At 63.2% G+C, this 13,304-nt stretch carries 16 protein-coding genes; 12 read left to right on the top strand and 4 right to left on the bottom strand.

The annotated features are described in order from the left end of the window. Positions 1-43 precede the first annotated feature (43 nt). Positions 44-520 (top strand): outer membrane lipoprotein, encoded by a 477-nt coding sequence (locus BLT66_RS24675; protein WP_092762303.1) that lies wholly within the window; start codon positions 44-46, stop codon positions 518-520. Between the two features lie 24 nt (positions 521-544). On the opposite strand, the gene BLT66_RS24680 is transcribed toward BLT66_RS24675, so the two are convergent. Then, positions 545-2,113: an aminotransferase class V-fold PLP-dependent enzyme gene (locus BLT66_RS24680; protein ID WP_092762305.1), complete on the bottom strand. Its 1,569-nt coding sequence runs from the start codon at positions 2,111-2,113 to the stop codon at positions 545-547. 101 nt (positions 2,114-2,214) lie between these two features. Here BLT66_RS24680 and BLT66_RS24685 point away from each other — a divergent pair, with 101 nt between their 5' ends. Further along, positions 2,215-2,703 (top strand): Lrp/AsnC family transcriptional regulator, encoded by a 489-nt coding sequence (locus BLT66_RS24685; RefSeq protein ID WP_092762307.1) that lies wholly within the window; start codon positions 2,215-2,217, stop codon positions 2,701-2,703. Between the two features lie 46 nt (positions 2,704-2,749). Then, positions 2,750-3,688 carry a ribosome biogenesis GTPase YlqF gene (ylqF, locus tag BLT66_RS24690; RefSeq protein WP_092762309.1) on the top strand — a complete coding sequence of 313 codons (939 nt, stop codon included), beginning with the start codon at positions 2,750-2,752 and terminating at the stop codon, positions 3,686-3,688. A gap of 83 nt (positions 3,689-3,771) precedes the next feature. Here ylqF and BLT66_RS24695 read toward each other — a convergent pair whose 3' ends face one another. Further along, positions 3,772-4,830 (bottom strand): porin, encoded by a 1,059-nt coding sequence (locus tag BLT66_RS24695; RefSeq protein WP_092762311.1) that lies wholly within the window; start codon positions 4,828-4,830, stop codon positions 3,772-3,774. A 354-nt stretch (positions 4,831-5,184) separates the two neighbouring features. Between BLT66_RS24695 and BLT66_RS24700 the strand changes: the two genes are divergently transcribed. Further along, on the top strand, positions 5,185-6,453 hold the full coding sequence (locus BLT66_RS24700; protein WP_092762313.1) for a porin: 1,269 nt from the start codon (positions 5,185-5,187) through the stop codon (positions 6,451-6,453). Positions 6,454-6,574: 121 nt separating this feature from the next. After that, positions 6,575-7,219, top strand: a complete 645-nt coding sequence (gene coq7, locus BLT66_RS24705; protein WP_092762315.1) for a 2-polyprenyl-3-methyl-6-methoxy-1,4-benzoquinone monooxygenase — start codon at positions 6,575-6,577, stop codon at positions 7,217-7,219. Here coq7 and BLT66_RS24710 read toward each other — a convergent pair. Then, positions 7,216-7,668, bottom strand: a complete 453-nt coding sequence (locus BLT66_RS24710; RefSeq protein ID WP_092762317.1) for an OsmC family protein — start codon at positions 7,666-7,668, stop codon at positions 7,216-7,218. The two genes, coq7 and BLT66_RS24710, sit on opposite strands and share 4 nt — an antisense overlap. Before the next feature lie 298 nt (positions 7,669-7,966). Between BLT66_RS24710 and ilvA the strand changes: the two genes are divergently transcribed. Genes ilvA through BLT66_RS24725 form a run of 3 tightly spaced genes read left to right on the top strand, consistent with a single transcriptional unit; the run spans position 7,967 to position 10,900 of the window. After that, positions 7,967-9,562: a threonine ammonia-lyase, biosynthetic gene (gene ilvA / locus BLT66_RS24715; RefSeq protein ID WP_092762319.1), complete on the top strand. Its 1,596-nt coding sequence runs from the start codon at positions 7,967-7,969 to the stop codon at positions 9,560-9,562. A 7-nt stretch (positions 9,563-9,569) separates the two neighbouring features. After that, positions 9,570-10,370 (top strand): adenosylcobinamide-GDP ribazoletransferase, encoded by an 801-nt coding sequence (locus BLT66_RS24720; protein ID WP_092762321.1) that lies wholly within the window; start codon positions 9,570-9,572, stop codon positions 10,368-10,370. Then, positions 10,367-10,900 (top strand): histidine phosphatase family protein, encoded by a 534-nt coding sequence (locus BLT66_RS24725; RefSeq protein ID WP_092762323.1) that lies wholly within the window; start codon positions 10,367-10,369, stop codon positions 10,898-10,900. The genes BLT66_RS24720 and BLT66_RS24725 overlap by 4 nt, the downstream gene beginning before the upstream one ends. Here BLT66_RS24725 and BLT66_RS24730 read toward each other — a convergent pair. Next, positions 10,890-11,318: a type II secretion system protein N gene (locus BLT66_RS24730; RefSeq protein ID WP_092762325.1), complete on the bottom strand. Its 429-nt coding sequence runs from the start codon at positions 11,316-11,318 to the stop codon at positions 10,890-10,892. The two genes, BLT66_RS24725 and BLT66_RS24730, sit on opposite strands and share 11 nt — an antisense overlap. A 49-nt stretch (positions 11,319-11,367) precedes the next feature. On the opposite strand from BLT66_RS24730, the gene gspG reads away from it, so the two are divergent. From gspG to BLT66_RS24750, 4 genes are read left to right on the top strand one after another with little or no spacing between them, the layout of a single operon-like run. After that, complete coding sequence (gspG, locus tag BLT66_RS24735; protein ID WP_092762327.1) at positions 11,368-11,805, top strand: type II secretion system major pseudopilin GspG; 438 nt, start codon at positions 11,368-11,370, stop codon at positions 11,803-11,805. Then, positions 11,753-12,238: a prepilin-type N-terminal cleavage/methylation domain-containing protein gene (locus BLT66_RS24740; protein ID WP_092762330.1), complete on the top strand. Its 486-nt coding sequence runs from the start codon at positions 11,753-11,755 to the stop codon at positions 12,236-12,238. The genes gspG and BLT66_RS24740 overlap by 53 nt, the downstream gene beginning before the upstream one ends. Continuing rightward, entirely contained in the window at positions 12,235-12,597 is a 363-nt protein-coding gene (gspI, locus tag BLT66_RS24745; protein ID WP_092762332.1) for a type II secretion system minor pseudopilin GspI, read from the top strand. The genes BLT66_RS24740 and gspI overlap by 4 nt, the downstream gene beginning before the upstream one ends. Further along, a complete protein-coding gene (locus BLT66_RS24750; protein ID WP_092762334.1) occupies positions 12,597-13,253 on the top strand; it encodes a PulJ/GspJ family protein in 657 nt (218 codons plus the stop codon). The genes gspI and BLT66_RS24750 overlap by 1 nt, the downstream gene beginning before the upstream one ends. Positions 13,254-13,304: the final 51 nt, after the last annotated feature.

The raw sequence follows: 13,304 nt of genomic DNA on the forward strand, positions 1-13,304 counted from the left end.
GCGTCATTCAGTAGATTCCTCTTACTTTTCCCAGGACCCGCACATGCGTATTTTTCCCTCTGCCACTTCGCTCATTGCCTCCGGCCTGCTGGCTGTCAGTCTCACCGGCTGTGTGGTGGCTCCGCCCCGCGCGCAAGTACAGCCACAACCGGTAGTCGTTGCCCCGGCCCAGCGTATCGAATTCGGCCGCGTAGCCAATATGGAGCTGCTGCAAACCCAGGAGCGCCCGCAAACCAGCGGCGCCGGCGCGGTGATCGGCGGTATTGCCGGTGCCGTGCTGGGCCACCAGATCGGCGGCGGCTCAGGCCGTAGCGCTGCCACGGTGTTGGGCGCATTTGGCGGCGCGATTGCCGGCAACAGCATAGAAGGCAACCAGCAGCCCGCCCAGGTGCATGCGTCCTACCGCGTGACAGTGCAGGCCGAGGACGGCAGCTACCGCTACTTCAGCGTGGCCACGCCCACCGATTTGCGCGTGGGCGACCGCGTGCGCATGGGCGGCGGGCAGTTGTACCGCTATTAAGGTTTTTAGGCCGCTAGCGCTTATCTAGTCTGCGCTGGCAGCTATGCTATTCGTAGCTAAACCACCTACCACCTGCCAGACCTGTGCATAGCCGAGCTGGCGCAGGGTTTGCACCGCGCGCAGGCTGCGCCGGCCGCTGCGGCAGAAGAACACCAGCGGCACGGCCGGATCGCCCAGGCAGTCGGCCAGCTGCGGGCCCAGGCGACCCAGCGGCGCATTCCGCACCGCCCGGCCAAAGCGCAGCGGCTGCGGATCGGCCCGGTGTTCATAGGCCTCGCGCACGTCCACCAGCACGGCCTCGGGGTGGTTGCGCAAAAAGTCATCCAAGCCTGCAGACTGCAGATGCATGGCCGGGTCGTCGGCCAGCGCCGGACCGTGCCGCGGCGGCAGGCTGTCCGGCATTGGCTGGACTACCTCGGCACGCCAGGCCGCGCCGCACCGGGCAATCCGCGCACAAGCGGCATCGATGAAAGCAGCATCGGCCATCGCGCCGAACGATAGGCGCACCGCCGACGCTGCCTGCCAGTCCGGCACGCCCATGGCCTGCAGCACATAGCTGGGCGCGGCCAGCTGGGCCGAGCAGGCGCTGCCCGCGCTGACGCGCACACCGGCGGCATCCAGCAGATCGACGATCACGCTGCTGGCCACGCCCGGCACCGAGAAGTTCAGCGTCGTCGGCAAAGCCGTGGCAAACGGTGCATTGAAAACAATATCGGGCCAGGCCGCACGCAGACTCTGCGCCAGTCGCTCTCTAAACTGTAGCATCTGGGCTGTGCTGCAAAAGCTGTCACCGTCTTCCAGCGCCTGCAATACCGCGCCCAGTGCGGCGATGCCGACCATGTTTTCGGTACCCGCGCGCAGGCCAGCCTCCTGGCCACCGCCGGCCAGCAGCGGGGTGAATGGTGCACCGCTGCGCACATACAGCAGGCCTATGCCCTTGGGCGCATACAGCTTGTGGCCGGAAAACGGCGCGTAGTCGATGCGGGTCTGTGCCAGCTGCAAAGGCAGCTTGCCCAAGGCCTGCACGCAGTCGACCAGCCAGTAGGCCTGCGGCGCGACGTCATTCAGCACGGCTTCGATGCCCACCAGGTCGGACACCACGCCGGTTTCGTTGTTCGCCGCCATGGTGCATACCAGTGCGGCCTGCGGTGCCAGCGCGCGCAGCACGGCCAGGTCGTGCCGGCCCTCGGCATCGACCGGCAAGGCACGCAGCTCCAGCTGCAGTCCTAACAACGCATTCCAGTGCGCCAGGCTCTGCGGCACGGCCTTGTGTTCGGTGGCGCCGTATAGCAGCAGCCGGCCCACGGCCTCGCCGCGCGCCTGCCGCTCCCGCAGCGCGCACAGAGCGGACAGCACTGCCGTCTGTATGCCCTCGGTCGCGCCGCTGGTAAACACCACTTGGCCGTCCCCGCTGCCCAGCACCCGGGCCGCGCGGGCACGGACGCTGTCGACGATGTGCCGGGCTTGCAGGCCCGTGGTGTGGCTGCTGCTGGGGTTGCCGAACAGCGCCCCCATGGCCTGTTGTGCTGCGGCCAGGGCGGCCGGCAGCACCGGGGTGGTGGCATTGCAATCAAGATAGATATCGGTAGTCATGGCGATCTATCCTAACCATAGAAGCACGAATAAAGATACCAAAATTCTTGATTAATCGAATTAAATTAGAATGAATATCTTGCAAATTCATAAAATAGAGCATGAATCCACTTGATCGACTGGACTACGCGATTCTGGGTGCGCTACAAGTGGACGGCAGCTTGTCCGTGGCCGCCTTGGCCGAGCGCGTAGGCCTGTCCAGCACGCCCTGCTGGAAGCGGCTAAAACGCCTGGAAGACGAGGGCTATGTCACCGGCCGCGTGGCGCTGGTGGACCGGCACAAGGTCGGCCTGCCGGTGACGGTGTTCGTGAGCGTGCGCACCCAACAGCACGACGAAGCCTGGCTCGCCCAGTTTGCCGCTGCGGCGTCCAGCCTGCCCGAGGTGCAGGAGTTGCACCGCATGAGCGGCGACGTGGACTATCTGCTGAAAGTGGTGACCACCGACATCGGCGGTTACGATCGCTTCTACAAAAAACTCATACAGGCCGTGCCCTTGAGCGGCGTGTCCTCCGCCTTTTCCATGGAACAGATCAAATCCACGACGGCACTGCCGCTGGATCTGGTGTCCTTCGGCGCATCCAAAGTATAGAAAACGACTTGCGCAGCGGCGCAAATCTTAAAGAAAGATAAAAACTATGGCCATCCAATGGTTCCCCGGTCACATGCACCTGACCAAGAAAGCCATCACCGAGCGCCTCAAGGAGACCGACGTGGTGATCGAGCTGCTGGACGCCCGCATGCCCGGCTCCAGCGCCAACCCCATGCTGGCAGAGCTGATCGGCAGCACGCCCACGCTGAAAATTTTGAATAAGCAGGATATTGCCGACCCGGCGCGCACCGCACTCTGGCTGGACCACTACAACGCCCTGCCCGGTACCCGCGCCATCGCCCTGGACGCCAGCGAAACCGCGCCCGCCCAGCGCCTGATCCCCGCCTGCCGCCTGCTGGCACCCTTGCGCGGCGGCATGGTCAAGCCGATGCGGGTGCTGATCTGCGGCGTGCCCAACGTCGGCAAGTCCACCCTGGTCAACACCTTGAAGGGCAAGCGCGCCGCCAAGACCGGCGACGAGGCCGGCATCACCAAGCTGGAGCAGCGCATCGTGCTCGCCGACGACTTCTACGCCTACGACACGCCAGGCATGCTCTGGCCGCGAATCATCGTCGAGCAAAGCGGCTACCACCTGGCAGCCTGCGGCTCGATAGGCCGGAACGCGTTTGACGAAGAAGAAGTGGCGCTAGAGCTGTTGCTGATCCTGCAAAAACACTATGCGGGCCAGGTCGAAGAACGTTACAAGCTGGACCCGATTCTGGGCCTGACCGACATTGGTGTACTCACCGAGATCGCCCGCAAACGTGGTGGCCTGCTGGGCAAGGGCAAGGTCAACCTGCAAAAAGCCGCCGAGATCGTACTGACCGAATTCCGCTCCGCCACCCTGGGCCGGGTCACGCTGGAAACCCCCGAAGAATTCGCCGGCTGGCTAGCCGCCGGGCAGGCTGCCGATGCGGCCCGGCAAGCCAAGAAGGATGCGCGGAAGAACAAGAAGCCGCAGGCGCCCGAAGCCGAATCGGCATAAGTCGGCAGACATAAAAAAACCCCGCTGTGTTGCCACAGCAGGGTTTTTGGTTTTAATCCCAACTGGCTTACGCCAGCGTTGAATTAGAAGCGGTGTTGCATGCCGATAGCGAACAGATCGTGCTTGATGTCAGCACGGCCAGCCAGCTTGGAGGTATCAGCTTCGTAACCAGCGGTCAGGAAGGTGCGCTTGGACAAGGTGTACTTGGCACCCAGACCGAGGCCCGTACGCTTGACGTTACCAGCAGTAGCATTGTCCTTAGAACGTGCGAAGCTGGTCGACAGGGTCAAAGCCGCGCCAACTGGCACGTCCAAACCGAGTTGGTAGTCGTTTGCGTCAGCATCGGTCAAATTACCAATGTTTTCAGCCTTGCCGTAGGTAGCCAGAGCCTTCACGACGCCGAAATCATAGGTACCACCCAGACGGGTGTACTTCTTGGCGGTCACAGCACCGGTGGACTTTTCGTTCTGGTAAGCCAGATGGGCAGCGATCGGGCCATTTGCGTATGCAACGGCAAAGCTCGACACGGAACCAGCACCAACGGTTGCAGTCTTGTTCTCACCCAAGCTGTAGCTAACAGATGCCGTCAGGCCGCTGAAAGAAGGCGTTGCGTAGAAAATGGTGTTGCCAGGACGTGGGTTGTAGGCAATGCTACGGAACGTCGAGTTCATTGGCGACAGAGCCGAATCCCAGATAGCGTCGGAAGCGCCGCTGTAATCATCAAATGGAGTCGTGGTGAAGCCCAGACGGGTTTCACCGAAGCTGCCGGACAGGCCCACATAGGCTTGACGCGAGAATGCGGTGCTTGCAGCAGGAACAGCAGCGGTAGTAGCCGTTGCAGCAACAGCAGTTGCGCCAAAGGCAGGAGACAGACGAGCAACGCCGGTATCAATGCTGAAACCTTGTTCCAGCTTGAAGTTGGCTGTCAAACCGCCGCCCAGATCTTCAGAACCGCGCAGGCCCCAACGCGAACCATTCACCAGACCGCTGTCGATCTTGGTTTGGCGCAGGCTGGTGGTGCCGTTATCGGTCTTGGTGCTGCCGAAATAGACGTCAACAATACCGTACAGAGTCACGGTGGATTGAGCCATGGCGGCGCCGGAAGCGGCGAGTACTGCCAAGGCGATCAGGGATTTTTTCATTCAAATTCTCCAAAGATTGAAAGTTGCCGGGTACACAGCCGGGCTGCTACCGCGACGCCACTCCTTGTTTCAGAAGCTGAAGCGATTACAACAGACGTGTTCGGACAATCGCGTGACTAATGGGGGAAAAAAGTTCCCTTTGTGGGCTTTAAACAACGCAATCTTTACATCGTCTCCAGAGGCGCAAAGGGTTTTCCCTTTACAAAAAAGTCGCAGAAGCGACTTTTGCCTTTAACTTACCCGGCACCATACAAAGCACGTGAACCCGATGGTAAAAACCGCTGGTTCGCGGGAACGGTAAATGCGGCCTTGCTTGGATAACTAGGGGCTTTTGTGAATAACTTTGGAGAACATATGACAAGAATGACTTTGGTAGCGGCCGCAGTGCTGGGCTGCATGGCTACGGCAGCCATGGCGCAAGAAACTCCCACCAGCAGCGTCACGCTGTATGGACTGGCCGACGTCGGCTTCAACCATGTCTCGGGACTAAAGCAAGGATCTGTAACCCAGCTCGCCAGCGGCATCATGGAAGGTTCGCGTTGGGGCCTCAAAGGCAGTGAAGATTTGGGCGGTGGCCTGAAAGCTATCTTCACACTGGAAAACCGTTTTGAAATCGACAACGGCTCTGTCTCCAATACACCAGCCTCCGGAACGCAGTTGCCCGACCGTGCATCGGTAGCCACCCAGATGGGCTTACCCGCACAATTGCAACCTTTGGTCACAGGCGCAGATGCTGTCATTGGTTCACGCATCGGCGTAAACCATGTGGACAAAAATCTGTTTGACCGCCAAGCCTATGTAGGCCTAATCACGCCAGTAGGCGCAATTACGGCAGGCCGCCAGTACACACCAGGCTACTTGGCGTCAGCCAGCTTTGACTCGATGAAAACCGAGTCCAGCCTGGCCTTGGGCCAACTGGTGTCGGTTCCCGCCTCATTCACCATCCGTGTCAGCAATTCGTTGCAATATGCCATCAAAACGGGTGGCCTGACGGCTACCGCCATGTACGCCTTGGGCGAAGTAGCGGGCAATAACTCCGCCAAACGTTTACTGGGTGCCATGACCACATACAAAGGCGAAGGCTTTGGCGTAGGGGTGGGCTACAACACGCAGAAAAATGAGTTGGGCCAGAAATCGCTGACCAATGCGATTTTGGGCGCCTCGGCTGATCTAGGCCCAGGCACCTTGAGCACGATGTTCGCCACCATCAAGGACGACCATCCGGCCGACCTGTCCACGATTGCGGCTGCCCTCATGGCATCCAATTCGGCAGTTACCTTGGGCCAGGCCACTGCGGTGCAAAATGCCTTTATCAACACATTCAAACAGCATTCCAACCTGTTCCACATCGGATACCGCATGACCATGGGCCCGCACACGACGACGGTGGCCTACAACACCATGAACGACAAAACGGCAGCCAATGCCGACCGCTCGTCTTACGGCGTGGCCTACACCTACGCATTGTCCAAGCGTACCGACCTGAATGCAGTGCTGACCCGCTTCAACAACAAGAACACCTCGCAAATCGCCCCCGGCGGCAACGGCTTCCTGGGTGGTGTCACCGCCTCTGCAGGTACGGACTCGACCAACGTAGCCTTTGGTATTCGCCACCGCTTCTGAGACCGCGGCCCCTGTGGCCGGCCCTGCAAAAGTCCTCCCTCGCGGAGGACTTTTTTTGCCCGAACCCCATGCCGATGATGTGCTTTACAGTGGATGCTTGTCCCTACATGGCCCTATCCGCATGCAGCTACCCGCCCTGCCCTCTGTCGACCAAGTCTGCCGCACCGCTGACTCGGCGCTACGCACACTGTTCACCATCCCCCATGCCAGCCGTAGCTGCCCCACCGTTCCCGAAGGAACGACTGAGCTCAGCGCCGCCGAGAAAGCCCATGCCGGCGCGCTGATGCGGGTCAACCATGTGGGCGAAGTGTGCGCGCAGGCGCTGTACACCGCGCAAGCTTTGGTCACAAAAAGCCCCGCCCTGCGCCGCCATTTTGAACATGCGGCGGCCGAGGAAACCGACCACCTGGCCTGGACGCGGCAACGCCTGGACGAACTGGGCGCGCGGCCCAGTCTGTTGAATCCGCTGTGGTACGCCGGCGCGTTTGGCCTGGGCGCCATCGCGGGTCAGCTGGGTGGTGACCGCTGGAGCCTGGGCTTTGTGGTGGAAACTGAGAACCAAGTGGCGGCCCACCTGCAAAGCCATCTGGACGGTTTGCCCGCCAGCGACCACGCATCCAAGGCCATCGTGGTGCAAATGAAAGACGACGAGGAGCGCCACGCCCAGCAGGCCCAGCAAGCCGGGGCGCTGGACTTACCCGCCCCGGTCAAAACCCTGATGACCCTGGCCGCCAAGGTGATGACAACCGTGGCGCACCGGATTTAGGCGATCTCGACCAAATCAAAGCTGGTGGTGATCTCGGCCGTCTTGCCCAGCATGATGGTGGCCGAGCAGTATTTGTCGTGGCTCATGGCAATCGCCCGCTCCACCGCGGTTGCCGGAATACCTTTGCCGGTCACGGTGAAGTGCATATTGATCTTGGTAAACACCTTGGGATCGACCTCGGCGCGGTCTGCCGCCAGCTTGACCGAACAGCCGCGCACATCGTGGCGGCCGCGCTTCAGGATCAGCACCACGTCATAGGCAGTGCAGCCACCGGTGCCGGCCAACAAGGTTTCCATGGGGCGTGGCGCCAGGTTCTGGCCGCCGTTTTCCGGCTTGGCGCTGTCGGGCGCGCCGTCCATGGTCAAAGTGTGGCCGCTGCCGGTTTCGGCAACAAAACCCATGCCGGAGCGGGTACCCGCTGCGCCGGTCCAACTGACTGTGCATTCCATTGGTGTCTTTCAGTAACAAAACCAGATTGTCTGGTGCAGCCTGGATTTTGCCCTTGGGCGCCAACTTCTTCACGATTTTTGCAACACCTAACTTGCTGCAACGCAACATCTCTAAGGGAAAACGACTAGAATTGACCCATCGCAACAGAGTTTCTTTGTTGCACCGCTTGTCTCCTCCACCCTCTGAAAAGGTGGATTTAAGCCCCGAGTCTTACGACTCGGGGCTTTTTTTATGCTTTTTTACGTCTGCGCAAGCGGTATGGGCCGTCCCCTTATCATCGACGACCGAGGAGAACCCATGACGACCGCATCCGCCAAGCCCGCCAAAGCCCCCAAGGCACCCCAGCCGCTGACCCCCGCCGACTATCTGAAGAAGATTCTCACCGCCCGCGTCTACGACGTGGCGATTGAAACCGCGCTGGAACCCGCGCGCAATCTCGGCATCCGCCTGGGCAATACCGTGCTACTCAAGCGCGAAGACACCCAGCCGGTGTTCAGCTTCAAGCTGCGCGGCGCCTACAACAAGATGGCGCACCTGACACCGCAGCAGCTGAAAAAGGGCGTGATCTGCGCCTCGGCCGGCAACCACGCCCAGGGCGTAGCCATGAGCGCACGCAAGCTCGGCACCCGCGCAGTCATCGTCATGCCCACCACCACGCCCCAGGTCAAAGTGGACGCAGTGGCTGCACTGGGCGGCGAAGTGGTGCTGTTCGGCGAGAGCTATACCGACGCCTACAACCATTCGCTGCAGCTGCAGAAAAAGCAGGGCCTGACCTTCGTCCACCCCTTTGACGATCCAGACGTGATCGCCGGCCAGGGCACGATTGCGATGGAAATCCTGCGCCAGCTCCAGGGCCTGGGCTCGCAGAAGCTGGATGCGGTGTTCGTCGCCATCGGCGGCGGGGGTCTGATCTCCGGCGTGGCCAACTACATCAAGGCGGTGCGGCCCGAGATCAAGGTGATCGGCGTGCAAACCAATGATTCCGACGCCATGCTGCAGTCGGTGAACTCCAGGAAGCGCGTCACCCTGGCCGATGTCGGCCTGTTCGCCGACGGCACGGCCGTCAAGCTGGTGGGCGAAGAAACCTTCCGCGTGGCCCGGCATCTGGTGGACGAATACATCACCGTCGACACCGATGCCGTCTGCGCCGCCATCAAGGACGTGTTCGTCGACACCCGCAGCATCGTCGAACCCTCCGGCGCCATGGCCGTGGCCGCGGTCAAGCAGTACGTGGCCAAGCACAAGAAAAAGGGCGAAACCTATGCCGCCATCCTGTGCGGCGCGAACATGAATTTCGACCGCCTGCGCTTCGTTGCCGAGCGCGCCGAGGTCGGCGAGGAGCGCGAAGCCCTGTTTGCCGTCACCATCCCCGAAGAGCGCGGCAGCTTCAAGCGCTTCTGCGAAACCATTGGCCAGCTGCCCGGCGGCCCGCGCAACGTCACCGAGTTCAACTACCGCATCAGCGATGCAGCCAAGGCCCATGTATTCGTCGGCCTGACCACCACCGCCAAGGGCGAATCGCAAAAGATCGCCGCCAACTTCAGCAAGCACGGCTTCAAGGCGCTGGACCTGACGCACGACGACCTGGCCAAAGAACACATCCGCTACATGGTCGGCGGCCATTCCAGCCTGGCGCACGACGAACGTCTGCTGCGCTTCATCTTCCCCGAGCGCCCCGGCGCTCTGATGAAGTTCCTGACCCTGATGCGCCCCGGCTGGAACATCAGCCTGTTCCACTACCGCAACCAGGGCGCCGACTACGGCCGCATTCTGGTCGGCGTGCAGGTGCCGAAGTCCGACGAAAAAGCCTTCGCCAAGTTCCTGGACACGCTGGACTACCCGTATGTGGAAGAAACGCTGAACCCCGCCTACCGCCTGTTCCTGCAGAGCTAGTGCGCGCGTGGATTTCATCCGCCACTACCTGCTAGCCGTCCAGTTCTTCACCCGCATCCCGGTCACCGGGCGGCTGGCGGCCTGGGTCGGCTACAGCCCGGCGATGCTGCGCGCCAGTGCCGCGCACTTCCCCGGCGTGGGCTGGCTGGTGGCTCTGGTGGCCTGCGCGGTAGCCGCAGCCAGCGGCACGCTGCTGCACGGGCGGCCGGGCAATGCGCTAGTGACCGCGGTGCTGTGCACCATCGCCACCGTGCTGCTGACCGGCGGCTTCCATGAAGACGGCCTGGCCGACGTGACCGACGGCCTGGGTGGCAGCGCCAACCGCGACCGGGCACTGGAGATCATGAAGGACTCGCGCATCGGTGCCTATGGCGCAATCGCACTGGTGCTGGCGCTGCTGGCCAAGGTCGCGCTGCTGGCCCTGCTCGACGCCTACAGCGGCACCGCCCTGCTGGCAGCCCTGGTCGGCGGCCATGTGTGGTCGCGCTTTTGCCCGCTGCTGCTGGTGCGCTGGCTGCCGCATGTGGGCGACGCCGCCACCTCCAAAAGCAAGCCGCTGGCCGAGCAGATCAGCCACGCCGCCCTGGCGATCGCATTCCTATGGTGTTTTATGCCGCTGGCGCTGGTGTTGTATGCGCAAGGAGCTACATTTTTAATAGCAGGCATGGTCGCCAGCGGCCTGGCCCTGCTCTGGATGCGCCGGCTGTTTGTGCGACGCCTGCAGGGCTTTACCGGCGACTGCCTGGGCGCTACCCAGCAGGTCTGCGAAATCGCCTTCTACCTGGGCGCGGCAGCGGCTTTGCGATGACTCAGTGGGCCGTGCGCCACGCCCAGCCGCTGGTGGCGCCAGGCATTTGCTACGGCGCGCTGGACCTGGCAGCCGATGCGCCAGCCACTCTTGTCGCGGCCGAACAACTGGCCGCCATCCTGCCCACAGGCTGCCATGTGCGCAGCTCTACGCTACAAAGATGCGAGCAGCTTGCGCAGGCTTTATATGCGCTAAGGCCCGATTTGGTACCTAATTTTGATCCCCGCCTGCGCGAAATGGATTTCGGCGCCTGGGAAGGCCAGCGCTGGGACGCTATCGGCCAGAGCGCGCTGGACGCCTGGACAGCGGACTTCGCCCAACACCGACCCGGTGGCGGCGAATCGGTACAAGGATTCATGCAAAGGGTGGCATCTGCCTGGGACGAAAAAGGCGATGGGCCCACGCTGTGGATCACCCATGCCGGAGTGATTCGGGCCTGCTCCCTGCTGCACACCGGACTGCGCCAGATCACACAGGCCAGCCAATGGCCGCAGGCCGCACCCGGCTACGGCGAGTGGTTTACTTTCTAACCGGCATTTCCAAGGCAAACGCGGCCGGGCCGTCCATGCGCGGCGCCAGCTCGGCACGCCGCGGCGCGACCGACTGCAGCAGCAAATCGCCGTCCACCACACCGCCCACACGGTAGGGCCTGGGCGGCTTGCCATCGACCGCGATCAGCGCCGCACCGCCCGTGCCCTGGCCGGCAATCACGCCGACCAGTGCGAACCGGGTTGAAGGATTGACCAGCGCCACCGTCGCCGGCCCCTGCGGCGCGGCGCCCAGCAGGCGGGCGACCGCGCCGGTATCGACGGGCGCACGGCTCTGGGCCAGCACCGCCGCCTGCGGGCCGCCGGGCTCGGAAGTCGACTTCAAGCCCCAGTACGCGGCACTCGCCAAGGCCAGGGCCCAGACGGCAAAGGTCACCAGCCGCGGCGCCCAGCGTGCCATGACAGAGTCGGATGCGTTGATTAACATGCATTGATTATCATCGCAGCCCATGACACACCACACCGCACTCCGCCACCGCTTGCAACACGGCTTTACCTTGATTGAACTGATGGTGGTGCTGGTCATCATTGGCGTGCTGGCCGCACTGATCGTGCCCAATGTGCTGGACCGCGCCGACGACGCCCGCGCCACGGCCGCCAAGACCGACGTGAACAACCTGGTGCAGGCGCTGAAGCTCTACAAGCTGGACAACCAGCGCTACCCCACGGCCGAACAAGGCCTTCAAGCCCTGGTCGCCAAGCCCAGCACCAACCCGGTGCCGCCGAACTGGAAACCCTATGTGGAAAAGCTGCCCAACGACCCCTGGAGCCGCCCCTACCAGTACCTGAACCCCGGCGTGCAGGGCGAGATCGACGTGATGTCCTTCGGCGCCGATGGCCAGGCCGGTGGCGAAGGCAAGAACGCCGACATCGGCAGCTGGCAGTAAGCCCTTGCTACCGCGCCAGAAGGGCTTCACCCTTCTAGAACTCCTGGTCGTCGTCGCCATCATCGCCATTGCCAGCGCCGGCGTGGGCTTCGCGATGCGCGACAGCAGCCAGACCTTGCTGGAGCGCGACGCGGCCCGGTTGGCTGCCTTGTTCGAATCGGCGCGTGCCCAGTCGCGTGCCAGCGGTGTGCCGGTGCGCTGGCGGCTCACGCCCCAGGGCTTTGCGTTTGACGGCCTGCCCGCCGGCACCCTACCCGAGCGCTGGCTGGGCAACGACACGGTGGCGCGCAACACCGCCCCCGTGCCGCTCGGCCCCGAGCCGCTGATCGGCCGGCAGGAAGTGGTGCTGCAGTCCATCAGCCAGCCGGCCCAGGCGCTGCGCATTGCCACCGACGGCGCGCGGCCGTTTACTGTGCAAACCGTTACTCCATGAACCCCGTGAAGTCCCGCGGCTTTACCCTGATCGAGGTGCTGGTCGCCCTGGGCATCGTGTCCATCGCGCTGATCGCCGGCCTGCAGGCCACCCAGGCGCTGACCACCAATGCCACGCGCCAGACCGATGTGCTGCTGGCCCACCTGTGCGCCGAGAACGAGCTGATCAAGATGCGCCTGTCGACCCAGATGCCCGGCGTGGGCGACAGCAGCCAGAGCTGCGAGCAGGCCGGCCATGTGTACGACGTGCGCCTGTCGGTGCTGCCCACACCGAACCCGAGCTTTCGACGCGTCGACGCCCAGGTGTTCGACGGCAGCTCGCCCATACTGCGCCTGTCCACCATCGTGGGGCGGTTCTGATGCAGCGGCAACGCGGTTTCACCCTGGTCGAGCTGCTGGTCGCGCTGATGGTGATGGCGCTGCTGGCCGTGCTCAGCTGGCGCGGGCTGGACGGCATGACCCGCGCCCAGACCCAGACCCAGCAGCGCGCCGACGCCGTGCTGACCCTGCAGGCCGGCCTGTCGCAGTGGAGCACCGACCTGGACGCGGTGCTGCAGCTGCCCAATACCACCACCATCGACTGGGACGGCCGCGGCCTGCGCCTGCTGCGGCGCAGCAGCGACCCGCAAGCCCGCGGCCCGCTGGTGGTGGCCTGGTCGCGCCGCAATGTGGACGGCACCGACCAATGGCTGCGCTGGCAGTCGCCGGAGCTGACCGACCGCCGCGCCCTGGCCCAGGCCTGGGCCACCGCCGCGCAGTGGGCGCAAAACCCTGGCGACGCCGAAAAGCGCGCCGAAGTCGCACTCACCCCGCTGGCCGAATGGCGCATCTTCTATTACCGCGACAACGCCTGGAGCAACCCGCTGTCCAGCAGCGCCGGTGGCGCCGGCAATAACGCCGACACCAGCATCCCCGACGGCGTGCGCCTGGTGCTGACCCTGCCACCCGGCCAGGCGCTCAGCGGCGTGCTGACGCGCGACTGGATCCGGCCGACGGTGGGCGGGGGCAAGTCATGACCCCGCGCCGATTTTTATATACAAAATTGGCCTCTAGCGCATATTCCACCA

This window comes from Rhodoferax sp. OV413 (assembly GCF_900104385.1).
Taxonomy (GTDB): Bacteria; Pseudomonadota; Gammaproteobacteria; order Burkholderiales; family Burkholderiaceae_C; genus Rhodoferax_B.

Bases quoted from the DNA above. Each gene is read 5' to 3' on its own strand.
- BLT66_RS24725 (WP_092762323.1), top strand. From the start codon at position 10,367: ATGACTCAGTGGGCCGTGCGCCACGCCCAGCCGCTGGTGGCGCCAGGC.
- ylqF (WP_092762309.1), top strand. From the start codon at position 2,750: ATGGCCATCCAATGGTTCCCCGGTCACATGCACCTGACCAAGAAAGCC.
- ilvA (WP_092762319.1), top strand. From the start codon at position 7,967: ATGACGACCGCATCCGCCAAGCCCGCCAAAGCCCCCAAGGCACCCCAG.
- BLT66_RS24740 (WP_092762330.1), top strand. From the start codon at position 11,753: ATGGCCAGGCCGGTGGCGAAGGCAAGAACGCCGACATCGGCAGCTGGC.
- BLT66_RS24695 (WP_092762311.1), bottom strand. From the start codon at position 4,830: ATGAAAAAATCCCTGATCGCCTTGGCAGTACTCGCCGCTTCCGGCGCC.
- BLT66_RS24730 (WP_092762325.1), bottom strand. From the start codon at position 11,318: ATGGCACGCTGGGCGCCGCGGCTGGTGACCTTTGCCGTCTGGGCCCTG.
- BLT66_RS24700 (WP_092762313.1), top strand. From the start codon at position 5,185: ATGACAAGAATGACTTTGGTAGCGGCCGCAGTGCTGGGCTGCATGGCT.
- coq7 (WP_092762315.1), top strand. From the start codon at position 6,575: ATGCAGCTACCCGCCCTGCCCTCTGTCGACCAAGTCTGCCGCACCGCT.
- gspI (WP_092762332.1), top strand. From the start codon at position 12,235: ATGAACCCCGTGAAGTCCCGCGGCTTTACCCTGATCGAGGTGCTGGTC.
- BLT66_RS24680 (WP_092762305.1), bottom strand. From the start codon at position 2,113: ATGACTACCGATATCTATCTTGATTGCAATGCCACCACCCCGGTGCTG.
- BLT66_RS24710 (WP_092762317.1), bottom strand. From the start codon at position 7,668: ATGGAATGCACAGTCAGTTGGACCGGCGCAGCGGGTACCCGCTCCGGC.
- BLT66_RS24675 (WP_092762303.1), top strand. From the start codon at position 44: ATGCGTATTTTTCCCTCTGCCACTTCGCTCATTGCCTCCGGCCTGCTG.
- gspG (WP_092762327.1), top strand. From the start codon at position 11,368: ATGACACACCACACCGCACTCCGCCACCGCTTGCAACACGGCTTTACC.
- BLT66_RS24750 (WP_092762334.1), top strand. From the start codon at position 12,597: ATGCAGCGGCAACGCGGTTTCACCCTGGTCGAGCTGCTGGTCGCGCTG.
- BLT66_RS24685 (WP_092762307.1), top strand. From the start codon at position 2,215: ATGAATCCACTTGATCGACTGGACTACGCGATTCTGGGTGCGCTACAA.